At 68.6% G+C, this 22,484-nt stretch carries 24 protein-coding genes and 1 tRNA gene; 13 read left to right on the forward strand and 12 right to left on the reverse strand.

The annotated features are described in order from the left end of the window. Nucleotides 1-273, forward strand: a 273-nt coding sequence (locus tag AC1DFR_RS04640) for an enolase C-terminal domain-like protein (protein WP_476872833.1), incomplete at its 5' end; no start/stop codon positions are given. Nucleotides 274-412: 139 nt separating this feature from the next. Here the strand turns inward: AC1DFR_RS04640 and AC1DFR_RS04645 are convergent. The 3 genes from AC1DFR_RS04645 to AC1DFR_RS04655 form a co-directional block, all read right to left on the reverse strand. Further along, the gene (locus AC1DFR_RS04645; RefSeq protein ID WP_028276129.1) at nucleotides 413-622 is read right to left on the reverse strand and encodes a hypothetical protein; all 210 of its coding nucleotides are present in this window, start codon (nucleotides 620-622) and stop codon (nucleotides 413-415) included. Nucleotides 623-824: 202 nt separating this feature from the next. Further along, nucleotides 825-1,991 carry a cyclase family protein gene (locus tag AC1DFR_RS04650; protein ID WP_476872834.1) on the reverse strand — a complete coding sequence of 389 codons (1,167 nt, stop codon included), beginning with the start codon at nucleotides 1,989-1,991 and terminating at the stop codon, nucleotides 825-827. Continuing rightward, entirely contained in the window at nucleotides 1,988-3,646 is a 1,659-nt protein-coding gene (locus tag AC1DFR_RS04655) for a purine-cytosine permease family protein (protein ID WP_476872234.1), read from the reverse strand. Before AC1DFR_RS04655 ends, AC1DFR_RS04650 begins: the two co-directional genes overlap by 4 nt. Before the next feature lie 234 nt (nucleotides 3,647-3,880). Between AC1DFR_RS04655 and AC1DFR_RS04660 the strand changes: the two genes are divergently transcribed. Then, on the forward strand, nucleotides 3,881-4,663 hold the full coding sequence (locus AC1DFR_RS04660) for a phosphatase PAP2 family protein (RefSeq protein WP_230007696.1): 783 nt from the start codon (nucleotides 3,881-3,883) through the stop codon (nucleotides 4,661-4,663). A 6-nt stretch (nucleotides 4,664-4,669) separates the two neighbouring features. Here the strand turns inward: AC1DFR_RS04660 and AC1DFR_RS04665 are convergent, their stop codons facing one another. Then, nucleotides 4,670-4,957 carry a MerR family transcriptional regulator gene (locus AC1DFR_RS04665; protein WP_028276131.1) on the reverse strand — a complete coding sequence of 96 codons (288 nt, stop codon included), beginning with the start codon at nucleotides 4,955-4,957 and terminating at the stop codon, nucleotides 4,670-4,672. Between the two features lie 136 nt (nucleotides 4,958-5,093). Between AC1DFR_RS04665 and AC1DFR_RS04670 the strand changes: the two genes are divergently transcribed. From AC1DFR_RS04670 to AC1DFR_RS04680, 3 genes are all read left to right on the forward strand, one after another. Further along, complete coding sequence (locus tag AC1DFR_RS04670; protein ID WP_476850266.1) at nucleotides 5,094-5,522, forward strand: Hsp20/alpha crystallin family protein; 429 nt, start codon at nucleotides 5,094-5,096, stop codon at nucleotides 5,520-5,522. A gap of 65 nt (nucleotides 5,523-5,587) precedes the next feature. Beyond that, on the forward strand, nucleotides 5,588-5,953 hold the full coding sequence (locus tag AC1DFR_RS04675; RefSeq protein ID WP_476872835.1) for a J domain-containing protein: 366 nt from the start codon (nucleotides 5,588-5,590) through the stop codon (nucleotides 5,951-5,953). Nucleotides 5,954-6,046: 93 nt separating this feature from the next. Continuing rightward, entirely contained in the window at nucleotides 6,047-6,436 is a 390-nt protein-coding gene (locus AC1DFR_RS04680; protein WP_230007693.1) for a hypothetical protein, read from the forward strand. Nucleotides 6,437-6,462: 26 nt separating this feature from the next. Here the strand turns inward: AC1DFR_RS04680 and AC1DFR_RS04685 are convergent, their stop codons facing one another. Beyond that, entirely contained in the window at nucleotides 6,463-7,011 is a 549-nt protein-coding gene (locus AC1DFR_RS04685) for a TspO/MBR family protein (protein WP_476872836.1), read from the reverse strand. A 123-nt stretch (nucleotides 7,012-7,134) separates the two neighbouring features. Between AC1DFR_RS04685 and AC1DFR_RS04690 the strand changes: the two genes are divergently transcribed. Beyond that, entirely contained in the window at nucleotides 7,135-8,673 is a 1,539-nt protein-coding gene (locus AC1DFR_RS04690) for a GH1 family beta-glucosidase (RefSeq protein ID WP_476855503.1), read from the forward strand. Between the two features lie 21 nt (nucleotides 8,674-8,694). Here AC1DFR_RS04690 and AC1DFR_RS04695 read toward each other — a convergent pair whose 3' ends face one another. Further along, complete coding sequence (locus tag AC1DFR_RS04695; protein WP_476872837.1) at nucleotides 8,695-9,762, reverse strand: App1 family protein; 1,068 nt, start codon at nucleotides 9,760-9,762, stop codon at nucleotides 8,695-8,697. A 90-nt stretch (nucleotides 9,763-9,852) separates the two neighbouring features. After that, nucleotides 9,853-10,593, reverse strand: coding sequence for a DUF72 domain-containing protein (locus AC1DFR_RS04700; protein WP_476872838.1), 741 nt, complete (start codon nucleotides 10,591-10,593; stop codon nucleotides 9,853-9,855). An 89-nt stretch (nucleotides 10,594-10,682) separates the two neighbouring features. On the opposite strand from AC1DFR_RS04700, the gene AC1DFR_RS04705 reads away from it, so the two are divergent. The 4 genes from AC1DFR_RS04705 to AC1DFR_RS04720 all read left to right on the forward strand — a co-directional run bounded on the left by AC1DFR_RS04705 (nucleotide 10,683) and on the right by AC1DFR_RS04720 (nucleotide 14,240). After that, nucleotides 10,683-12,470, forward strand: a complete 1,788-nt coding sequence (locus tag AC1DFR_RS04705) for a glycoside hydrolase family 15 protein (protein WP_476850261.1) — start codon at nucleotides 10,683-10,685, stop codon at nucleotides 12,468-12,470. A 154-nt stretch (nucleotides 12,471-12,624) separates the two neighbouring features. Beyond that, a complete protein-coding gene (locus AC1DFR_RS04710; protein WP_223913587.1) occupies nucleotides 12,625-12,930 on the forward strand; it encodes a hypothetical protein in 306 nt (101 codons plus the stop codon). A gap of 62 nt (nucleotides 12,931-12,992) precedes the next feature. Then, nucleotides 12,993-13,310: a hypothetical protein gene (locus tag AC1DFR_RS04715; protein ID WP_476850260.1), complete on the forward strand. Its 318-nt coding sequence runs from the start codon at nucleotides 12,993-12,995 to the stop codon at nucleotides 13,308-13,310. Between the two features lie 168 nt (nucleotides 13,311-13,478). Further along, on the forward strand, nucleotides 13,479-14,240 hold the full coding sequence (locus tag AC1DFR_RS04720) for an SDR family oxidoreductase (RefSeq protein WP_476850259.1): 762 nt from the start codon (nucleotides 13,479-13,481) through the stop codon (nucleotides 14,238-14,240). Nucleotides 14,241-14,310: 70 nt separating this feature from the next. On the opposite strand, the gene AC1DFR_RS04725 is transcribed toward AC1DFR_RS04720, so the two are convergent. The 3 genes from AC1DFR_RS04725 to AC1DFR_RS04735 are packed head-to-tail and all read right to left on the reverse strand — an operon-like array spanning nucleotide 14,311 to nucleotide 17,371. Beyond that, nucleotides 14,311-14,730: a sterol carrier family protein gene (locus AC1DFR_RS04725; RefSeq protein ID WP_230009166.1), complete on the reverse strand. Its 420-nt coding sequence runs from the start codon at nucleotides 14,728-14,730 to the stop codon at nucleotides 14,311-14,313. 13 nt (nucleotides 14,731-14,743) lie between these two features. Next, entirely contained in the window at nucleotides 14,744-15,760 is a 1,017-nt protein-coding gene (locus tag AC1DFR_RS04730) for an asparaginase (RefSeq protein ID WP_476872240.1), read from the reverse strand. A 36-nt stretch (nucleotides 15,761-15,796) separates the two neighbouring features. Next, the gene (locus AC1DFR_RS04735) at nucleotides 15,797-17,371 is read right to left on the reverse strand and encodes a molybdopterin-dependent oxidoreductase (protein WP_476872839.1); all 1,575 of its coding nucleotides are present in this window, start codon (nucleotides 17,369-17,371) and stop codon (nucleotides 15,797-15,799) included. Between the two features lie 733 nt (nucleotides 17,372-18,104). Here AC1DFR_RS04735 and purD point away from each other — a divergent pair. After that, entirely contained in the window at nucleotides 18,105-19,415 is a 1,311-nt protein-coding gene (gene purD, locus AC1DFR_RS04740) for a phosphoribosylamine--glycine ligase (protein WP_476855508.1), read from the forward strand. Between the two features lie 71 nt (nucleotides 19,416-19,486). Continuing rightward, the gene (locus tag AC1DFR_RS04745) at nucleotides 19,487-20,425 is read left to right on the forward strand and encodes a phosphoribosylaminoimidazolesuccinocarboxamide synthase (protein ID WP_476873029.1); all 939 of its coding nucleotides are present in this window, start codon (nucleotides 19,487-19,489) and stop codon (nucleotides 20,423-20,425) included. 33 nt (nucleotides 20,426-20,458) lie between these two features. On the opposite strand, the gene AC1DFR_RS04750 is transcribed toward AC1DFR_RS04745, so the two are convergent. Beyond that, nucleotides 20,459-21,724 (reverse strand): helix-turn-helix domain-containing protein, encoded by a 1,266-nt coding sequence (locus tag AC1DFR_RS04750; RefSeq protein WP_459385576.1) that lies wholly within the window; start codon nucleotides 21,722-21,724, stop codon nucleotides 20,459-20,461. Between the two features lie 131 nt (nucleotides 21,725-21,855). Here AC1DFR_RS04750 and AC1DFR_RS04755 point away from each other — a divergent pair, with 131 nt between their 5' ends. Next, entirely contained in the window at nucleotides 21,856-22,074 is a 219-nt protein-coding gene (locus tag AC1DFR_RS04755; RefSeq protein ID WP_018776166.1) for a hypothetical protein, read from the forward strand. 237 nt (nucleotides 22,075-22,311) lie between these two features. Here AC1DFR_RS04755 and AC1DFR_RS04760 read toward each other — a convergent pair. Beyond that, a tRNA-Pro gene (locus AC1DFR_RS04760) sits at nucleotides 22,312-22,388 on the reverse strand. Nucleotides 22,389-22,484 lie beyond the last annotated feature (96 nt).

The following is a 22,484-nucleotide window of genomic DNA, read 5'->3' on the forward strand; positions in this document are numbered from 1 at the left end:
GGCCCCACCGACATCTCCCCGGTCGGGTTCGCCGCGCAGCTGCACGTGGGCCTGGCGATCCACAACTACGGCATCCAGGAATACATGCAGCACTCGGATGCGACCAACGAGGTCTTCGAACAATCCATGACCTTCGTCGACGGCTACCTCCACCCCGGCGAGGCGCCCGGCATCGGCGTCGAATTCAACGAAGAAGCCGCCGCCGCGTTCCCCTACCAGCAGGCCTACCTGCCCTACAACCGCCTCGTCGACGGCACCGTCCATGACTGGTAACCCGACCACGACGGGTAACTGGCACTGACGGATGGCAGTGCCTTAAGCACCAAAAAGGTCCCGGGCGGCGAGTCGATGCTCAGCCGCCCGGGACCTGGCTCTTTTGAGTCCGGCTCTCAGCGTCCGGTTTGCTGGTTGCTTAGTGAACCTGTTCCCGGGTCATGCCGAAGGGGACCTGGTCGGAGAGGGCCGCGGTGTAGTGGCCCGGCTTGTGCCGCGTGAGCAAAATGCCGTGCGTCCCGGTTGTCATGGCGAGCTGCTGCAGCCCGCGGACGGCGTCGTTGAGTCGGTCGTCGAGCACGCGCCGGTTGTCGACCTGGATCTCAATGGGCTCGGTAATGGTGGTCATCGCTCTGTCTTTCTTGGAGTACTTCTAGTCGGCCCCAATGGATTCAGGAACAGTAACGTCATATTTATTGGCCCGTCAAATCACCACGCCGCATGTGCGCGTGGCCCGTGCGGACGCCAAATGCCCGCAGATTGCGGCCCGGGCGGCTGACCTGCAGATCCACCCAGGCCCGGGTGGTCGCAGTGAGTCTAATCACCCGGCATCACTGCGGGCAGGCCGAAAGATGCTCGTGGACGCAAACAATGCCGCCGTCGGAGGCGCGGGAGAAGATGATGGTCTCCCGTTCATCGCTCGTATCGCGGCCACCGTCCCGGTCAACCCGGACCGTCGTGGCCACGCGGTGCGAAAACACCGCGGTAGCCCCGAGGAGCTGGATATCCTGCTCGCTGCTCCGGCATTCGAGCACACGCCAACCACCGGCGAGCCAGCTGTCCCAAAGGGTGCGGTAGGCGGAGCGGGACCCAAGGCGCCGGGCTTCCGGATGGAAGATGAAGGTCGCCTCCGGGCTGAAGGCCGCAAAGTAGGCCTCGGTGTCCGTGGCGGCGAAGGCGGCGACCAGGCGGTCGGCTGCCTCCTGGACCTCTTCGCGGCTGAGGTCGCGGGGCGCTGCCGGCTGCAGCGCCGCAGCCGGCAGCGGCCGGGCCACGGCCCGGATCGGGGCGCCGTCGGCCCCGGGGATATTGAGGGGAAAGAGGAAGAGCTCGACGTCGGATCCTGCGTCTGTGGCCCGCTGGACCTGCTCCAGTCCGGTGAGGTTTTCCACGATGATGCAGCCGTTTCCGGCCAGGATGGCGTGGGCGGGGAAGCTGCCGTCGGCCGGGTCGCCGTGCTGGTTGCCCTGCTGGTCGCCGTGCGTGGCGCCGGGGGAGGTTGGATCCACACTGAGGGCATCCAGGCCTACGGCGCGGTAGCCGCGGTCCACGATCAGTTGCGCCGCCGCGGCCTCCAGCCATGGGTGCTTGAGGTACTCCTCCGTTCCCCACGCCGCTGCGCAGCCGGTGTGCAGCAGGAGGATCTTCTCGGGATTGTCCGGATTTCCAGGTTCCCCAGGATTTCCGGCGGAGCCCGCCGGGGCGATCCCCGCCAGGTGCGCGGCGGTGATGGCGCCGCCGCGGGCCACGTCCCGGACGTCCACGATTTCGGCGACGCCGCCGAAAAGGGACAGCGGCAATTCGTCCAAAGCTGCCCAGCCGTCGCCCACATGCAGGGGTGCGTCGGCGTGGGTACCCGAATGGGAGCCCAGTCCGAGCGAGAGCACGTTGGCGCCGTCGGCCTCCACGGTCAGTGCCGATGCGATCCGGACCTCCGGGTCGCCGGGATAGACAGGCATTCCGGTGCGCAGCGGAACGCTGAGATCGAACCACGTCACCGCTGGCCCACCAGTTCCGTGTCGAAGTCGCCGTGCAAGTCCGGCGCGGCTGCCTCCGGTGTTCCGGCAGCGACGGTGTTTCCAGCCGCATCGATGACCGGCGGCACCGGGGTGTCCTTCGAGGGGATCCAGCGCGGCCCGGCGGCCGGGAACACTCCGCGCGGCTCCGGGAAGATCCACAGCAGCCCGAGGTAGAGGACGGCTGCAAGCCCCAGCGATGCCGGCAGACTGATGTCCACGCCGCCGGCCAGGTTGCCCAGGGGCCCCTGGAACTGGCCGGGCATGTTCACCATGCTCAGCCCGGCGGCGGCGCTGACCAGCCAGGCCGTCATGCCGCGCAGGTTCCAGCCGTGGTTGAACCAGTACCGTCCGCCGGTCTGGCGCCGGTTGAACACCTGGAGGGCGTCGGCGTCGTACCAGCCGCGGCGGGTGATGAAACCGATGATCATCACCACCATCCAGGGCGCGGTGCAGGTCACGATCAGGGTGGCGAACGTGGAAATGCTCTGGACGAGGTTGAAGGCGAAGCGGCCGGCGAAGATGAAGGCGATCGCCAGGACCCCGATGAACAGGGTGGCCTGGACCCGGTTGAACCTCGGGAAGACGCTGCTGAAGTCAAGGCCGGTCCCGTACAGCGAGGACGCCCCGGTGGACATGCCGCCGATCAGGGCGATGGCGCAGAGCGGGATGAAGTACCAGGCCGGGGAGACGGCCAGCAGGCCGCCGACGTAGTTCGGCGCCGCCGGGTCCATGAATTCCGGCGCCTTGGTGGCGATGATGGACGCCGTGGCCAGGCCAAAGACGAACGGAATCAGGGTGGCCAGCTGGGCCAGCAGCGCCGCGCCCATGACTTTGCGCTTCGGGGTGGCGGTGGGGATGTAGCGCGCCCAGTCGCCCAGGAACGCGCCGAAGGAGATGGGGTTGGACATGACGATCAGTGCCGCGCCGATGAACGCCGGGATGAACCCTGCGACGCCGACGCCGTCGAATCCGGTGCCGAAGGCACCCTCGAAGTTCAGGTTGAGGTCGCCCGCGAAGGCGATGAACCCGACAACGAACAGCAGGGTGGCCGCGGTGACGGCAATCTTGTTCACCAGCAGCATGAACTTGAACCCGTAGACGCAGACCACCAGAACGAGTCCACCGAAGAGGCCGTAGGCGACGGCGAACGAGCCCATGTCCTGCGGCAGGCCAACGAGCCGGTTCAGCCCGCCGACCAGGGCATCGCCGGAGCTCCAGACCGAGATGGAGAAAAATGCCAGCGCGGTCAGCAGTGACAGGAATGATCCGACCACCCGGCCGTGCACGCCCAGGTGGGCGGAGGAGGACACCGCGTTGTTGGTTCCGTTCGTCGGGCCGAAGACGGCCATGGGCGCCAGCAGGAGGGCGCCGACAACCAGGCCCGTCACCGTCGCGGCGAGCCCCTGCCAGAACGACAGGCCGAACAGGATCGGAAATGCGCCCAGGAAGGCGGTGGCAAAGGTGTTGGCTCCGCCGAACGAAACCCTGAACAAGTCAAAGGCGCTGGCATTGCGGTCCTTTTCGGGGATCCGCTCAATGCCGTAGGTCTCCACGTCGGTGACCTTGCCGCGGTTCCGCCCTGCGCCGGCGCCGTCAGGCTTTTCCTCGACCATGTTGTTCTCCATCCAGCTCATCATTGATTCCTAAGAGTTGCTTTATAAGCATCACAAGTTGTGTTGGAGGCTACACTGTGAAGCGGCTCACAGCAAGGTCCTGCCCTGTCCGGCCGGCGGGTTACGCAACCGGCCTCCGGCCTTGGACCCTCCCGCGGGAAGCCCGGGCGGCCCATGTGCCCGCCGCCCGGTAAATAACAGGGATAATCTTCAACGGGGACCATCCACAACACGGCGCAAAGGCGGCACAGCGACATGGCACAGGCTCAAGCAGGCAAACCCCAGGGACGGTGGCGGACCTTCCACGAAAAGTTCGTCGTGGAGGAGCGCTTCATGAGCGTGACGGCGCGCCGGAATCTCTACCGGACCGCCGTCGTGCTGATGATCGCGGGCGCCGTGCTGTTCGTGGTAATCCTCGCCGGAGTCCTGCAGCACGCCGGCATCTCGGCGGCGGATGAGCCCGTGCGGACCTGGCTCCTGACCCTGCGCGCGGAACCCACCACCATCATCATGATCATCCTGGCGATCATCTTCGGCCCCATCGGCCTGCCAATCATCGTCCTGATCGTGACGGTGGCCTGGGGCCTGATCGCCAAGCATGCCTGGCGGCCGATGCTCCTGGCCGGTGCCATGCTGACCGGCGTCATTCTGGCGCAGATCATCGGCCACATCGTCGAACGCCACCGGCCTCCGATCGACCTCATGCTCTTCGGCGCAGACTCCACGTTCTCGTTTCCGTCCGGCCACGTCCTCGGCGCGTGCGACTTCCTGCTGGTGACCACGTACCTGGTCTTTTCGCGCCGGAAGAACCCCATGTCCGCTGTTATCGCCTTCATCGTGGCGGGGATCGGCATCTTCTTCGCCGCCGTCAGCCGCCTGTACCTCGGCTACCACTGGATGACCGATGCCCTGGGCGCCTTCTCGATCTCGCTCGTGATCCTGGGCGGCGTCATTGCGCTGGACACCTGGCGGACGGCGCGGATTCCGGGCGAACAGGTCACCGGGACGCTCTCGACCGCCGACACCAGCCAGGACTGAGCACCGTCAGCGGCTGCGCGCCCGCTTGAGTTCGGCCCGCAGCCGGGCGTTGGCGGCCTCGAGTTCCATCACCTTGGCCACGCCGGCCAGGTTAAGCCCTTCTGCCAGGAGTTGGCCGATCCGCCGCAGCACCACAAGGTCTGCGTCGCTGTACTGCCGGGTGCCACCCGCGGTGCGGTCCGGCGCGAGGAGCCCCCGGCGCTCGTAGAGCCGGATATTCTGCTGCCCCGTGCCCACCAGCTGCGCCACGACCGAGATGGCGTACAGGCCTGAATTCGCGCCTCGGTCCGCCATGGTCTTCCTCCCGTTCCGGAAATTCCCTTGCATCAGTGTTTCACCGGTGCTATAAAAAATCTATACCCGCCACCACAGAAAACTTGAGGTGGGTTGTAGAAGGAATGCAGATCAAGTCTCGCTGAAGGAGTGGGAAATGATGTTGATTCGGACGGACCCGTTCCGTGACTTCGACCGGCTTGCCCAGCAGGTGTTCGGGACGGTGGCACGCCCCGCGCCCATGCCCATGGACGCATGGCAGGAAGACGGCGTATTCGTCGTCGCCTTCGATCTTCCGGGGGTCAATGTCGACTCGATCGGGCTCGACATTGAGCGCAATGTCCTGACGGTCCGGGCGGAACGGCGCGATCCGGTGCAGCCCGACGTGGAACTGATGGTCTCGGAGCGTCCCCGTGGAGTGTTCAGCCGCCAGCTGATCCTCGGCGACACCCTGGATACGGAGAACGTCAAGGCGAACTACGCCGACGGCGTCCTGACGCTCCGCATCCCGGTGGCGGAGGCGGCCAAGCCGCGGAAGATTGAAGTCACCCGTTCGCAGGACAAGATGCAGGAGATCGGGAAGTAGCCCCCGGGCCGGCGCGGCGCCCGCAGCGTCGCTCCGGCTCCGGCTCCATGCAACGGAGGCCGATCATGCCCGGCAGGAACCCTGATCCCCGAGGCTACTACGCGCTATTGCACGTCTCGCCGGAGGCGGGCCGGCAGGAGATTGGCCGCGCCTTCCGGGCGCTGATGCGCCGGCACCATCCCGACGTCGGCCAGTCTGACGTCGATCCTCCCGATGTCGGCGCCATTCTGCACGCTTTCGCCGTGCTGCGGGACGCCAGGAGCCGGGCGGAGTACGACGCCGGCGGCTGGCGTCCCGCCGTCGAGGACGACACCTTCCAGCACCGGAACGACCATGCCGGCCAAGGCAGCCGCGACATCCCGGTGCGCATCATCCGGCGTCGGGATCCCCTTGTGCGCGTGCTCCCCGTCCGCTGGGAACCCGGGCCGTGACGGGGAAACTCTCTTGGCCAGGCCGCTGACCCGGGCAGGAACCCACCCAGCAGTTACATCCAGCAGCCCCATCCACTGAGGAGGAGACCAGCCATGAGCGCATGGCGCCGCTACGATTCGCACCTTATGCCGGTGTTCCACGAGCGCTTCGAAGCGCGCTGGGGCGAGGGAACGGCGCCGTTCCTGGACCCGGAGGCGCATGAGGCCCCGTTGCCCCGTGCGCAATGGATCAACATCGACACGGGTGCGGCGCTGGCGGTGGTCCCGGTCTGGACAGATGAAGACAGCCAACACCGGTCCTTCGGCGTGTTCTACCTGCCGCCCGCGGGTGATATCTGGGTGCTGAGGCCCGGCTTCACGGAGTATCTGGAACCCTCGCTGGATGAGGCTGAGCAGCTCGTGACGCTGCGGAACGATGCCTTCCGCAAGGCCGTGGAGCACGCCAAAGTCTTCCTGTTCGGGCCGGAGACGTCGCTGTTCTGAACGGCAGGGACCAGCAGATGCCAGGATCAGTTGCTGGCGGCGGCATAGGCGTTCAGGCTCAGCGAGAACACGATCCAGGAGAGGTACGGCAGCATGAGCAGGCCCGCTGCCCGGCTGATCAGGCCGAACCGGACCACCGTGACGGCGGCGGCCACCGCATGGACGGCGATGAGCAGCAGGGCCAGCCAGAGCGCGGCCCCGCCGGCCATGGGGTACATGCCGAAGAACAGGGGCGCCCAGGCGAGGTTGACGAGCAGCAGGATGGCGTAGACGGTCATGGCCCCCCGGCCGCGCCCGGAGCGAAGTCCTGTTTCCCGGCGCCAGACGAGCCACGCCGCCACTGCCATTGTCGTGTAGAGCACCGTCCAGACCGCTCCGAGGGCCCAGCCCGGCGGAGTCCACGGAGCCTTCTCTGCCGCCGCGTACCAGCCGCCGGCGTTGCCGATAATGACCAGCGACGCCACGAAGGACACCCCATGGGAGACCGCCAGGAAGCAAAGGAGGGCTGCCGTCTGCCGGCCGGGGCTGGGCGGCGCCGATGGCGGCCGGCGGTTGACGCCTTGTTCAATTTTCACGTGCACCGATCAACAGTGGCCGTTGGCATCGCGTCCGTCAAACGGCCAGGGTCGTGGCGCTCACCCCCGGGGGAGCCTAAAATCAGTCAACCAACCACCGAAACTACATAGAGGTCCCCGTCGATGAACGCTTCCGCCAAGGATCTGGCTTCCCTTCTTCCGCCCGGCTTCACCCTGGGTGTAGCGACCTCCGCCTTCCAGATCGAGGGTGCACTCGATGAAGACGGCCGCGGCCCTTCCGGATGGGATGTCTTCGCCGCGAAGCCGGGTTCGATCGTGGAGGACCAGAGTCCGGCCGTTTCCTGCGACCACTACCACCGGATGCCCGAGGACGTGGCTCTGATGAAGGAGCTGGGGATCGACTCGTACCGGTTTTCGCTGTCCTGGTCCAGGATCCAGCCCGGCGGGAGCGGGCCCGCGAACCCTGCCGGGCTGGACTTCTACGACCGGCTGATCGACCTGTTGCTCGCCAACGGCATTTCCCCCATGGCCACGCTCTACCACTGGGACACCCCATTGCCCCTGGATGAGGCCGGCGGCTGGATGAACCGTGACACGGCCTACCGGCTGGGGGACTTCGCCGCCATCGCCGCGGCTGCCTTCGGGGACCGCGTGAGGCGCTGGGTGACTGTCAACGAGCCCGCCACAGTCACCACCAACGGCTACGCCCTGGGCATGCACGCGCCCGGGGAGGCCCTCATGCTCAAGGCCCTCCCCAGCGTGCACCACCAACTGCTGGGCCACGGCCTGGCGCTCCAGGCGCTGCGCGCCGCCAAGGTGCCGGGCGACATCGGCATCACCAACGTTTACTCACCGATGGTCCCGGCCACCGCGAACCCGCTGGACAAGGTCAGTGCCGGACTCATGGATGTGGCGCAGAACCGGCTCTACGCCGATCCGGTGCTGCTCGGCAAATACCCGGATGTCATCCGGGCCGCCACCTTCTTTTCGTCGTCCTTCAGCCCGTCCAGCGAAGACATGGAGCTGATTTCCCAGCCCCTGGATTTCTACGGCCTGAACTACTACATGCCCACCCTTGTCGGGGCGGGTCCGGGTGAGGGGGCCGTGCCGCCCGGCATGGCCGAGGCCATGGGGGACGACCTCAGTGGGACACCCGGTGCGCCCTTCCACATCGCGCAGTTCCCGGACACCGAGACCACGGCCTACGGCTGGCCGGTCAAGCCCCAATACATGTCCGTCGCCCTGGCCGAGATGGCCGACCGCTACCCGGATCTGCCCCCGGTCTTCATCACCGAGGGCGGGGCCAGTTTCGAGGACGTCGTGGTCCAGCCTGTCGGGGCGAACCAACGGATAATCCCGGACGAACGGCGCCTGCGTTACCTTGCAGACCACATCGGCACGGCCCTGGAAGCGACACGTCCCGGCGGCGCCGCCGAGGCCGTCGACCTTCGCGGCTACTATGTGTGGTCCTTCATGGACAACTTCGAGTGGTCCGCCGGCTACAAGCAGCCGTTCGGTCTGGTGCACGTCGATTTCGATACCCAGGTCCGCACGCCGAAGGCCTCCTACTACTGGCTCCAGGAGGTCATTGCGGCCCGAAGCTCGGCGTCCGCCGGAGAGCCCGGCAGCGCAGCGCAGCCCGGCGGCGCCGGCGGGCAGGACGAAACCGCCGACGTCGGAGAGCCGCACCCGGCGAGCTGACGCCCCTCAAGCCGGGTCAACCTAGAGCAGATCCAAGTCCTGCAGGCCCTTGGCGAGCCCCGCGCCGTCGGGCGAATAGAACCACGGGACGGAGGACTCCGAGTGGTCTCCGGTGTCGGAGTGGCCGCCGGCGAAGACGGCCTCACTGGCCGAGAGCTGCCGGATGCCGATCGCGGCCACCTGGTCCGGGTGCTTCTGCGCGAAGCCGGAGTAAATCTCTTCATCGTGCTGGCCGTTGTCGCCGAACAGCAGCCAGCGCATGTTCGGGAACTCCTGGGCCAGCAGCTCAAGGTTCCGCCGTTTGTGTTCCTGGCCGCTGCGGAACCAGCGGTCGTGCGTCAGCCCCCAGTCCGTGAGCAGCAGCGCGCCCGAGGGATAGAGGTTCCGGGCGATGAAACGGGCCAGGGTGGGAGCTGCGTTCCACGGTCCGGTGGACAGATAGATCACCGGCGCCTCCGGGTGCTCCACCTGGAGCCGATCCAGCAGGACGGCCATGCCGGGTGTCGCCATCCGGGCCCGTTCGTTCAGGACGAAGGTGTTCCACAGCGCCAGGAAGGGCCGGGGGAGGGCGGTGACCATGATGGTGTCGTCAATGTCCGAGACGATGCCGAGCCTGGTGTCCGGCGAGATCACGAAAATCCTGGCCTCGACCGGTTCCGTTCCCTCGGCGCGCAGCACGGCCGTATGCCAGCCCGGGGTCAACGCCACGTGAACCAGGGTGTCCACCAGGCCGCCGCGGTCCGCATGCACGCGGGTGGTGACGCCGCCGATCTGGATCTCCACCTCGGTGAACTGGACCGGGACGCTCGTGAACGCCCGCCAGCCGCGGAAGTTCTGGTTGCCGTTCAGGGCCAGCCGCTCCGCCTTGCCGCCGGGCACCGGCCGGCTGGTGAGGACCACGCGGCCCAGTACCCTGACCCACTCGGTCGAGCCGTAGCCCTGATAGGCGACTGTCTGCGGGCTGAACTTCCAGCGCCGGGCCGTCTTGAGCCGGAACCCGTTGACGGTGTCCGACACCCAGTGGGCGAGCCGGAAGGCCCTGTTGCCGGACACGGGCAGCTGCTGCGCTGGTTGCGAGGCCAATTCCATGCCTCCACTCTCCCACAGTGCCGGGCTCCGGCTGTGCCGGCGGGGTCCCCGGACGCGGGCCCCCGCCACGCCGGATTACCAGCGTGGCGGCTAACCCAGCAGCCCGCGCAGTGTGGCGGCGTTGCGGACGGCGTTGCCGCCGCCGTCGTTGTTGAAGTACGCGTAGACGTCTTTCCCGCCGGCCTGCCACTCGCGGATCCGGTCCGCCCACCAGCGCAGGTCGTCATCGGAATAGGATCCGCCGTACAGGACGTCGTGGTCGGGGCCGTGCAGCCGGATATAGACGAACGCCGCGGTGGCGCGCAGGACGCACGGGAGCCCGGCGCCGCTCATGATGCAGTAGGCCGCGCCGTGACGTTCCAGCAGGGCGTACACGGCGTCGTCGTCCCAGCTGGGGTGGCGGAACTCCACACAGACGCGGATCCAGCCGGGCAGAGCCGCCAGGAAGTAGTCCAGCCGGGCGTCGTCGCGCGCCAAGCCCGGGGGCAGCTGGACGAGCAGCACGGCCCGCTTGTCGCCGAGTTCGTGCCAGCACCGGGTGATCCGGTCCGCCCAGACCTCGGGGGCGTAAAGCTTCTTGGCGTGCGTCAGGCCGCGGGGCGCCTTGACGGACAGGGCGAAACCGTCGGGCAGGCGGCGGCGCCAGCTGGCGAACGAGCCCTCTTTCGGCCAGCGGTAGAAGCTGGCATTCAATTCCACGGTGTCGAAGCGGGCCGCGTAATATGCCAGCCTGTCCCGGGCTGGCAGGCCCGGCGGATAGAGGACCCCGTCCCAGTGGTCATAGCTCCAGCCGGATGTGCCGATCCGCACAGCGGCCACGTGCCCTGCCATGCCCCTTCCCCTTCCGCCGACGCCATGCTCCCTCCACCGTGCTCCCTCTACCGTGCCGGGGGCGACGGCGGTGTGGCACTGTAAGTGTCATGGTACGCATCGAGGATTACGCAATGGTCGGCGATCTGCACACCGCTGCCCTGATCAGCACCGAAGGCTCCATCGACTGGCTGTGCCTGCCGCGCTTCGACTCGCCGGCCTGCTTCAGCGCCCTCCTCGATTCCCCCGCGGCCGGCCGGTGGCTCCTGGCGCCGGCGGGCGGCGGGGAATGCACGCGCCGCCGCTACCGCAAGGGCACGCTGATCCTGGAAACCGAGTGGGATTTGCCCGAGGGCAAGGTCAGGATCATTGACTTCATGCCGCCCCGCGACGAGGTGGCGGATATCGTGCGGATCGTGGTCGGTGTCCGCGGCACGGTGCGGATGCGCGGCGAACTGGCGCTCCGGTTCGACTACGGCCATATTGTGCCGTGGGTCCGCCACGACGAGCTCGGGATCCACGCCGTCGCCGGGCCTGATGCCGCCTACCTGGTGACCGAGGCGCCCCTGCGCGGTGAGCGGATGCATACCGTCAGCGACTTCACGGTCAAGGCCGGGGAGCGTGTGCCCTTCGTGCTGACCTGGAGCCCCAGCCACCTCGGCCGGCCGCGGTCGGTGAACCCGGAAACGGTCCTGGCGTCGACCGAGGAGTTCTGGCTTCGATGGTCGGCGAAGTGCACGGTCACCGGGCGCTACCGCGACGCCGTCCAGCGCTCGCTGATCACGCTCAAGGCCCTGACGTTTGCCCCGACCGGCGGGATCGTGGCCGCCGTCACGACGTCCCTGCCGGAGGAGATCGGCGGTACCCGGAACTGGGACTACCGCTTCTGCTGGCTCCGCGACGCCACGCTCACGCTGCAGGCGCTGCTCGCCGCGGGCTACACGGAGGAGGCCGGCGCGTGGCGCGACTGGCTGCTCCGCGCCATCGCCGGGGACCCGGCGGATCTGCAGATCATGTACGGGCTCCACGGCGAACGCCGGATGCCGGAGCTCGAACTGCCGTGGCTGAAGGGCTACGAAAACTCCGCTCCGGTGCGGACCGGTAACGGTGCGGCCGGCCAGCTGCAGCTCGACGTCTGGGGCGAGGTCCTCGATTGCCTGTCCCTGACCCGGAACTCCCTGCTCAAGCACACCGACGACGCCTGGGACGTCCAGGTGGCCCTCATGGAACATCTGGAGACGGCCTGGCGCCAGCCGGACAACGGGCTGTGGGAAATGCGCGGCCCGCAACGCCATTTCACGCACTCCAAGGTGATGGCCTGGGTAGCGGCGGACCGCATGGTCAAGGGCGTCCGGGACTTCGGCCTGACCGGCCCGGCGGACCGTTGGGAGGAGCTGCGTGACGCCATCCACGCCGAGGTCATGGCCAACGGGTTCGACGCCGACCGCAACACATTCGTGCAGTCCTACGGGCGGCCGGAGCTGGATGCGAGCCTCCTGCTGCTGCCCCGGGTGGGGTTCCTCCCGCCGGATGATCCGCGCATCATCGGAACCATCGATGCGGTCCAGCGCGAGTTGACGCACGACGGCTTCCTGCGACGCTACCTGCCGGCACAGAGCGATGACGGGCTGCCCGGCGAGGAGGGGGTGTTCCTGGCATGCTCCTTCTGGCTGGTCGAGGCCCTGATCGGGGCTGGCCGGCGCCATGAGGCCCGGGAGCTGTTCGAGCGCCTGCTGGCGCTGCGCAACGACGTCGGGCTCCTCAGCGAGGAGTGGGGCGTCGAGACCGGCCGGCAGCTGGGCAACACGCCGCAGGCCTTTAGCCACTTCGCCCTCGTCATGAGCGCGCTGGAACTGCATGAAGACGGCGTCCGCCGCAGCGACACCCCGCTTCCGTGATCCCCGCCGCGGCGACCGCAGTGGCCCCCGCGGCCCCGCCGCGGCGACCGCCGGCGGACGAAGGGCGGGACCTTCAGCACTTTCCCCGCACCGTAAAATAAGTACACTTACTAATATCCCGGCGGGGGATACGAGGGAACTAGGAGTGTTGCAAATGGCGGGATATTTTGAGCTCGTGGACGCGCCCGAGGGCGGCTACCGCATTCGGATGATGGACGGGGCAGGGCAACTGATGGCAGTCTCAGTGACGTTTCCCACCAAGAAAGCCGCCGTTGCCGGCGTCGCCCAGGCAAGGGAAATCGCCGGAACCGGCCTGATCAGGGACCGCAGCGCCGATGGCCGGGCCGCCGTGCCCGGATCGTCCGCCCGGGTGATCAGGGGGCGGCGCGGCGGTGCCGGGCGCTCAAACTCCACCTTGGGGGGCTCGCTGGCGGGCAAGAGGGCGCAGGCCCGTACCTGACCTGATAATCGAGTAGGCCGTTTCCCAGCCGGTTCGCCGCGCCGAACGGTTACAGTATGGCCATGAAGCCGCGGGGGAATCGGAACACCGGCCGTGCCCGGAAGAATCTGCTGGGCCGTGTGGCGGTGCCGCTCACTGCCGCGGCCATGCTGCTCGCCGGGCTGGCCCTTCTTGCCCAGCCGGTGACGCAGGAGGACTTTGGCTGGGTAGCGTATGCTCCGGTGGCCACGGGGCCCGTTGTGCTGCAGGGGCTCATGGTCATGGGCCCGTGGATCTGGGCAGGGGTCGCGCTGATCAGCATCGGGTTGCTCCTGCTGGCGTTCTGGTCCGGCTACCGCACGGGCCGGCAGGCCCGGGACCGCGGCGACGACTCCCGCTAGGCGGCTGCCGCTCGGCCGTCCGCCCCGCGGCCGGGCTGAAGCGCCGCCAGCCGCCAGCCGACGCCCCCGAGGAGACAGCTCGCGGCGTTCCGGACGCGAAACACTGCCGTGATGTGCCGTCTCGGCGGTACGCTGGCCGGGCAGCGCCTAACCGTCGAGGAGGACCTCATGAGCCAGCACCACACCCCGGGAAGGGTCGCCGTTGTCACCGGAGCCGGTTCCGGCATCGGCCGCGCAGTGGCCAGGCTCATGCTGGCCGAGGGCTACCGGGTGGTCCTGGCGGGGCGGCGGGAAGAACCGCTCCGAGAGACCGCGGCCGGCCACCGCCAGGCGCTCGCGGTCCCGTGCGATGTCACCGTCCCCGCCGACGTCGAACGGCTTTTCGCCGCCGCGCTGGGGCAGTGGGAGCGCGTGGACGTGCTCTTCAACAACGCCGGCGTGTTCGGCCCCGCCGCCGCGGTGGACGAGATCACCGTGGAGGACTGGGACGCGACCGTCGCCGTGAACCTCACGGGGTCCCTCCTTTGCGCCGGTGCCGCCGTCCGGGCCATGAAGGCCCAGTCGCCCCAGGGCGGACGGATCATCAACAACGGTTCGGTCGCGGCGCATTCGCCCCGGCCGCGGACGGTGGCCTACACGGTGACCAAGCACGCCATCACCGGGCTGACTAAAAGCATTGACCTGGACGGCCGGGGCTTCGGCATCAGCTGCGGACAAATCGATATCGGCAACGCGGCGACGGAGCTCATGGAGGAGATCGGCGTCGGTTCCGGGACCGCCCAGGCAGACGGCAGCCTGCGGGCCGAGCCGACCTTTGCGGTGCAGGACGCCGCCCGGGCCGTGCTGCTGATGGCCGGGATGCCGGCGTCGGCCAACGTGGGATCCCTCGTGGTGACAGCTGCGGGCATGCCGTTCATCGGGCGCGGCTGAGGCGCGGCTGGGGGCACGACTGCGGGCGCGGGCCCCGGCTGGTGGGTCCTGAGGGACGCCGCCGGGTGACCTAGAGGGGCAGGAGGGCGGACAGGTCCGCGCGCAGTCCCGAGGCGGCAACACGGCCGGCGGCGACGGCGTCGGCCCAGCTCAATCGTCCGCTGACCATCGCCAGCCAGGTGTCGGCGTCGCACTCGATGACGTTTGGCGGGGTGCCGCGCGTGTGCCGCGGGCCCTCCACACACTGGGTGACGCCGAACGGCGGGACGCGCACCTCCACGGAGTTCCCGGGCGCCCGCGCGGTGACTTCTTCCAGGCAGTATCGCACCGCCGTCGCGATCGTGGTGCGCGGGACGGCGCCGGGTCCTCCAGAGCCCGGGACCCCGGCGGCCGGCACGTTCGGGCCCGGTGCGGTCGCGGTGGCTTCCTGCCACGCGGCGAGTGCCGCGCGGCCCTCGTCCATGGCGATTCGACGGCGCGATACAGCCACTTTCCCGAGTCTCCTAGTCCAGCAGTGCCGCGACGGCCCGCCCGAGCCGGATCTTGCCTACCGGGCGTCCCCCGCCCAGTACCGGGTCCACCACCTTGTCCAGGACGCTGGACACTTCAGGGATTTCGACGGCGCCGGAGGCCGCGAGGAGCGTCAGCCCGACCAGTGTGGTGGCCCGGATGTTGCCGTCGAGCATCTTGATGGCAACCGAGACGCCCTGGCGGGTGGCCATGACCAGGACGCCCTCGGCGCCGATCTTGGCCAGGATGCCGAGTTCGTCCATGACGATCGTGTTGGCCTGCCCTCGCCCCTGGACGGCCCACGGGTAGTCCAGCATGGACGTGGCAATGGTGGCTGCCCGCGCGTTCGAGTTCTTGTCGCCCGGGGCCTTGGCCAGCTTCGAGTAGGCCCGGGCCAGGCCGATCAGGGAGACGGCGGCAACCGGCGCGCCGCAGCCGTCGATGCCCAGGTGGGTGATGCGTTCGCCGCAGTACTCCTCGATCACGGAGCGGATGCGCTGCTGCAGCGGGTGGTTGGGTTCGAGGTAGCTGTTCTTGTCCCAGCCGTTCTCCGTGCACGCCCAAAGGAACGCGGCGTGTTTGCCCGAACAGTTGAAGGCCAGCCGGGACTTGCCCCGCTCGGTCTGGACGAGCCAGTTCCGGGCGGTCTCATCCTGGGGCCAGTCGGCCGGGCACTGCAGCTGGTCTTCCTTGGCCCCGGCCGCCTTGAGCATGCCCTCGACCACGTCCATGTGATCCAGGGATCCGACGTGGCTGCCGCACGCGATGGCCACCTGGGCGCCCCGCAGGGGTACGCCGGACTGCATCGAGGCCAGGGCCTGCAACGGTTTGAGCGTGGACCGGGCAAGGATCGGGGCGTTCACATCGCCGAGCTCGATCACTGCCGTCCCGTCCGCGGCCAGCACCACGGCCGAGCCGATGTGGCGGGACTCCACGAAGCCGCTGCGTTCGATGACTGCCAGTTCGACGGCGGAGTCGACTGTGAATGTTGCATGCGGGTTCAAAGCCATGCTGCAAGTCTATGGTGCCCGGTGCTGATACCCCGGTTATTCCACGGTCACCATCACCGACTGCCAGCCGGAGGCGCCGTCCGGAACCGGATCCGCCCGCTTGTCCGTCTGGACCTCGCCCTTGCCGTCCGTGGCGCGTACCTTGATGTAGTGCGGGCCCGGCGTGGCATCCCAGTCCAGGGACCACTGCCGCCACGTGATGAGGGAGGCCTCGTCGGAGAGTACCGCCTCGGTCCAGGGCCCGCTGTCGATCTGCACCTCGACCTTGGTGATCCCGCGGGTCTGGGCCCACGCGGTGCCGCCGATGGCGATCTTTCCGGCGGGGACCTTGGCGAAGGACTTGGGCACCTCGACCCGCGCCATGGTCTTGATCGGGCCGCGTTCGGACCAGCCCCGCTGGGTCCAGTACGCCTTGCTGTCCGCGAACCGGGTCACCTCCAGGTCCACCACCCACTTGGTGGCGGAGACGAAGCCGTACAGGCCGGGAACCACCATCCGCACCGGGTAGCCGTGCTCGAGCGGGAGCGCCTCGCCGTTCATGCCGATCGCCAGCATCGCGTCGCGGTCGTCCTGGAGGACTTCCAGGGGCGTCGAGGCGCTGAAGCCGTCAGCCGAGGTGGAAAGCACCATGTCCGCGCCCTGTGTGGGGCGGGCCAGCTTCAGGGCGTCGCGGATGGGCATGCCCAGCCACTTGGCGTTGCCGGCCAGATTGCCGCCGACCGGGTTGGACACGCAGGTCAGGGACACATGGGATTCGATGAGCTGGGCGTCGAGCAGGTCCTGGAAGGTGAGCCGGACCTCTTGTTCCACGAGGCCGTGGATGCGCAGTTCCCAGTCCTGGACGTTGATCTCCGGCACGCTCAGCGCCGTGTCGATCCGGTAGAAGTCCTTGTTCGGGGTCAGCCACGGCGTGACGCCGGGCGCCTTGGACTGGACCCCGGCCGGGACCGCGGCGGCGGCCTTGGCGGGCGCGGGCAGCTGCAGCGACTCGCGGGCCGCGGCCACGTTGCTGCGGGCCGCGCTCAGCAGGCGTCCGCCGGTGGCGGCGACGGCCGAGGCGGCCGCGGTGATGCCGGCGGCGGCGAAGAACCCGCGCCGCGTGGTCGCCGGGCGCTCGGGTTCCTTCGCGGCGACGTCCGCTGCCCGGTCCGGCCATTCCTGCATCCGCCACAGCCRGGTGATCAGGAGCCGCAGCACCACCAGCCCGGCGACGGTGCCGATCAGGGAGGGAATGGCATCGATCGGCTTGACGCTGGCCCGCGTCACCACGCTGCCGACGATCACGGCGCCCATCAGCACCACCCCGGCCACACCCAGGGCCCATGTCCGGTACGCCACGATGCCGAGCACGCACGCCAGGAGCAGGATCGTGACCGCCATGCCGACGAATAATGCGGCCTTGTCGTTGGTGCCGAACGTTTCAACGGCGAAGTTCTTCATCCACAGCGGCGTGAAGTCGATGAACGTCGAGCCCAGCGCAATCAGGGGCGTCGCCCGTGTGGTGAAGAACGCCCCGATCAGTTCCGCGACGGACAGGACGACGGCGGCCGCAGCCACTCCGGCCACTGCGGCCAGGGCTGTGGCGCCGCGGAACCGCTTGCTGGGCTTCATGCTGGGTTTGTTCATACATGCCATTCGTAGCCGCGCGCCCCGCGGATTGTCCGGCGCCGGGCGTGGTTCCGGGCGTGTGCGCATGCCCTCCTGCCGGACCCTGGCGTGGACATGCCCCGCGGTCCCCGGGACATGTCCAGTCTTGGGACTCGGGCGTGGGCATGTTTTCCGGTACCACGGGACATGTCCAGCCTTGGCGCCCGGGCATGGGCATGGTGGCATTGTGCCCACTGGCCGCGGCCGGGACTGGGCATGTCCCACGGGTTGCCCGGCCCCGTGGGTGCCGCGCTGAAGACTCAGATGCGGTCCGGTGGCTTGTGCCTGGGTCTGTGCCAGGCGGCCGGGGGACATGTCCGGCCGTAACTTGGCGCGTGCAACATGCTCCCCGGACCCAGAGAGGACATGTCCAGCCTTGGTATTCCTGCAGGGGCATGCTCTCCGGCACCACGGGACATGTCCAGCCTCGGGAGCCAGGCATGGGCATGGTGGCATTATGCCCAGTGGCCGCGGCCGGGACTGGGCATGTCCCGCGGGTTGCCCTCGGTCCCCGGCGCTGCTGAGCTCAGGATTGCCTGGTGCCCGGGACTGCCGGACTCAGGATTGCCGCCCTGCGCCGGGAGCGCCGCGCTCAGGATTGCCCGGCGCCCGCGAGGCGCCGCCGCGAAAATTGAGCATGTCCGGCGGCCGACACAGCTTAGGAGCCTGCGGGGTGCACCACGTACCCTTGGAGACTGTGAAGGTACTTGTCATCGGCCCCGGCGGCCGCGAACACGCCATTGTCCGATCCTTGCTTGCAGACCCGAACGTTTCCGAGGTCCACGCGGCCCCGGGCAACGCCGGCATCAGCGCGCTGGTCCCCACATATGCGATCGACGCGAACGATCCCGACGCCGTCGCGGCGTTGGCCCTCAAGCTCACCGTTGACCTGGTGGTGGTCGGTCCGGAGGCGCCGCTCGCAGCCGGCGTGTCCGACGCCGTCCGCGCCGCCGGCGTCCCGGTCTTCGGCCCCAGCAAGGCCGCGGCCCAGCTGGAAGCGTCCAAGGCCTTCGCCAAGGAAGTCATGGCCGAGGCCGGCGTCCCCACCGCAATGGCCCGCGTTGCCTCCAACGCCGGGGAAGCCGCCGACGCCCTCGATACATTCGGCGCCCCGTACGTCGTCAAGGACGACGGGCTCGCAGCCGGCAAGGGCGTCGTGGTCACCTCCAACCGGGACGAGGCCCTCGCGCATGCCCAGACCTGCTTCGACGCGGGCGGCACCGTGGTGATCGAGGAGTTCCTGGACGGACCCGAGGTCTCCGTGTTCGTCCTTTGCGACGGCACCAACACCGTGGCCCTGTCCCCGGCGCAGGACTTCAAGCGCATCTTCGACAACGACGAGGGCCCCAACACCGGCGGCATGGGCGCGTACACACCGCTGGAGTGGGCCCCCGAAGGCCTCGTCCAGGAAGTGATCGACCGCGTCGCCCAGCCCACGGTCAACCAGATGGCGCACCGCGGGACCCCGTTTGTCGGCGTCCTCTTCGTCGGCCTCGCCCTGACCTCGCGCGGCACGCGGGTCATCGAATTCAACGTCCGGTTCGGCGATCCCGAAACCCAGGCCGTCCTCGCCCGGCTCAAGACGCCCCTCGGCGGGCTGCTCATGGCAGCCGCCAAGGGCGAGCTGGACAAGGTGCAGCCGCTGCGCTGGTCCAAGGACACGGCCGTCGCCGTCGTCGTGGCCGCCGAAAACTACCCCGACACCCCGCGGACGGGCGACCGCATCCGGGGCCTGAAGAAGGTCGACGCCCTGGACGGCGTCCACGTGATCCACGCCGGGACCAAGCTCGACGGCGAAGGCAAGGTCGTCTCCGCCGGCGGCCGCGTCCTGGCCGTGGTGGCGCTGGGCACGGACCTCGTGGAGGCCCGGGAGCGGGCGTACGACGGCGTCGAGCTCGTCCAGCTGGACGGCAGCCAGTTCCGCACCGATATCGGCGGCAAGGCCGCCCGCGGCCAGATCCGGGTAGCCGGGCCGGGAACCGCGGCCGCGTCGAAAGCGAAGGCATGAACGTGACCGAATCCGCAGCGCCGACGCCCGGCACCCAGCCCGAGACCACGCCTGAGACCCCGCCTGAGACCATGCCTGAGACCCCGCCCAAGGGCGGGCTCGACACCGCTACGCAGGACCTGCCCGGCTGGCGGCACGTCTACTCCGGCAAGGTCCGCGACCTCTACGTCCCGACGGACCCGGCGCTCGCGGAACGCTTCGGCCAGGATTGTGTCCTGGTGGTGGCCAGCGACCGGATCAGTGCGTTCGACCACGTCCTGGCCAGCGAGATCCCGGACAAGGGCCGCATCCTGACCCAGCTGAGCCTGTGGTGGTTCGACCAGCTCGAGGTCGCGCACCACGTCCTCGCCTCCACGGCCGACGACGGTGTCCCCACCGCCGTCGAGGGCCGGGCAATGATCTGCAAGAAGCTGGACATGTTCCCGGTCGAATGCATCGCCCGCGGCTACCTCACCGGCACCGGGCTCGCGGAGTACCGCGCGTCGGGCACAGTGTGCAGCATCCCGCTGCCCGCCGGCCTGGTTGACGGGTCACGGCTGCAGGAGGCGATCTTCACGCCGTCGGCCAAGGCCGAGGTGGGCGAGCACGACGAGAACATCACTTATGACGCCGTCGTCGGCCTCGTGGGTGCGGACGTCGCGGCGGACCTGAGCAGGCTGACCCTGGAGATCTATACCAAGGCCGAGGAAATCGCGCGCGGCCGCGGCATCATCCTGGCGGACACCAAGGTGGAGTTCGGCCTCGACGCGGCGACCGGCGTCATCACGCTCGGCGACGAGGTGCTGACCCCGGATTCCTCACGGTTTTGGGATGCGGCCACGTACCGGCCCGGCCAGGCGCAGCCGTCCTATGACAAGCAGTATGTTCGCGACTGGCTGACCTCGCCGGAGTCGGGCTGGGACAAGGCCTCGGACACGCCCCCGCCCGTCCTTCCGGCCGACGTTGTGGCGCGCACCCGCAGCCGCTACGTGGAGGCCTACGAGAAGCTCACCGGCCGGACGTTCGCCTAGCCGGGCCGTTCGCCCAGCCCGGTCCGGCCGGGGCTAGGCTTCCGCGGAAGCGGCCTCGGCCCGGCGCTGGGCGAGCTTGATCTCGAGCACGGCGTCCAGCGCCTGCTGGACCCGGTCCGAGGCGCCCGCCGCGCTGAACTCCTTCTGGGCTTCCTCGAGGTACACCAGCGCCTCCGCGGCCTCCCCGGCAGCCTTGAGCGCCTTCCCCAGCAGCAGGGAGACCTCGCCGGCCGTGTGCCGGGCCAGAGCCTCCCGCTCGGCATGGATCTCGCGCAGCTTCTGGACGGCGGCCACGATGTCGCCCGTGAGGTAGAGCCAGCGGGCCCGGATGAAGGCGACCTCCAGTTGGTCGGTCTTGTTGCCGCCGACAATCGACAGGGCCAGTTCGGCGCGCTCGATCGATGAGAGCGTCTCGGGTTCGACTATTCCCGAGGAGAGGCGGACGGCGGCGGAGGCCTTGTTGAACCGGGCCCACAGGTCGATGTCGTTGGCCGGGGAGAGCAGCCGGCCGGCCCGCTCGTGGTACTTGATCCCCTCGGGATAGTCGTGGCGCATGAAGGCCACGTTGCCGATCACCCAGGCCACCTCGCCGGCGAGCTGGGACATCGAGTGGTCGTCCATCTGGTCGTTCATGGCCTGGCAGTACTCCCAGGCCTCATCGAGCCGGCCGCTCTCGGCCAGGGCACCAATCAGGGCGCGGAGGGCGCCGATGATCATGGTGGAGCCTTTGGGCAGCTGTGCGCAGAGCCGCACCGCTTCCTGCGCATGCTCGACGGCGGCGGTCAGCTGCCCCTGGCCCTGCGAGGCTGCGGCGAGCATCTGCTGGGCCCGGACGCCGAGCCCGGCAGACTCCGCGGCCATCGGGTGCTCCAGGAGATTCTGGACCACGTCCTTGCACTCCTGCCAGAGGCCCTGCTTGATCAGGCACTCGGCCTGCATATAGGTCATGTTCCACCACGCGCTGGTGTTCTTGGCCTCCAGGGCGATCTTGGCGGCGGCGGCGGCGTGGGTGGCGGCCACGGGGTAGTCCCGGAGGTCCCAGGCCTGCCGGGCATACAATCCCGCGAGCACGTATTCGGCGTCGCTGACGGACACCGGCTGGCTCCAGGCCTCAAGCGCCTTGGGGGCCAGTTCAAGCCGGCGGGCAAGCTCCTCGATGACATCGGCGGTCGGCTCGCGGCGTCCGGTTTCCAGCAGAGAAATGTAGCTGGGGGAGTACAGGTCACGGCCCAACTCCGCCTGCGTCAGGCCCCGTTCGAGCCGTTCCGCGCGGAGCTTCTCCCCAAATCCGTTCCCCACGGATACCTMCTAATTCCGGACATTCTTTGTACTAAATGCTTGACAGTCTCTGTAGAAACCATTTTACAATGTGTGTCAACAAGGGTAGTGCTGACTTGGTTAAGGAACCCCAACCCATATTGAGGAAACTTATGTTGAAGAAGATTGCAGCCGGCGCCGTTTTGGCGGGCGCACTGGCATTCTCCGCCGCGGCCCCGGCCGTGCTGTCCGCTGCTTCACTTACCGATGTCTCAGACGTTGCCGCCGTCGGCAACTGGCCCGATCCCATGCGCACCGCCCAGGCGGTGGGCAACTGGCCCGACCCCATGACCCACTCGCTGAACGTCGGCAACTGGCCCGACCCGATGTAACAAGCCCGATGTAACAAGCCCGACACGGCAGGCCCGGCGCAGCAACGGCCGGCTGCCTGCGGCACGGATATCCGGCGCAGCCCCGGGAGATTTCCTCCCGGGGCTGCGTTGTGTCCGGGGGGCAGGGGCCGGGCCCTGGGCCGGGACGATCGCCGGTGCCGGTGTCATGAAATCGTGCCGGACCTACCACCGGACATACAAAAGAGGACCCTCCGTGTGGAGGGCCCTCTTTGTGTTTGGTCGGGATGACAGGATTTGAACCTGCGACCTCGTCGTCCCGAACGACGCGCGCTACCAAGCTGCGCCACATCCCGATCCGTTGCTTCAAAAGCAACTTCACAAGAGTATCCGATCATGGCCCCGGATGTGAAATCGGGCGCCGGCCGGGACGTGTCCCGCCGTCGTCCCGG

Source organism: Arthrobacter sp. 05T410, from assembly GCF_056396505.1.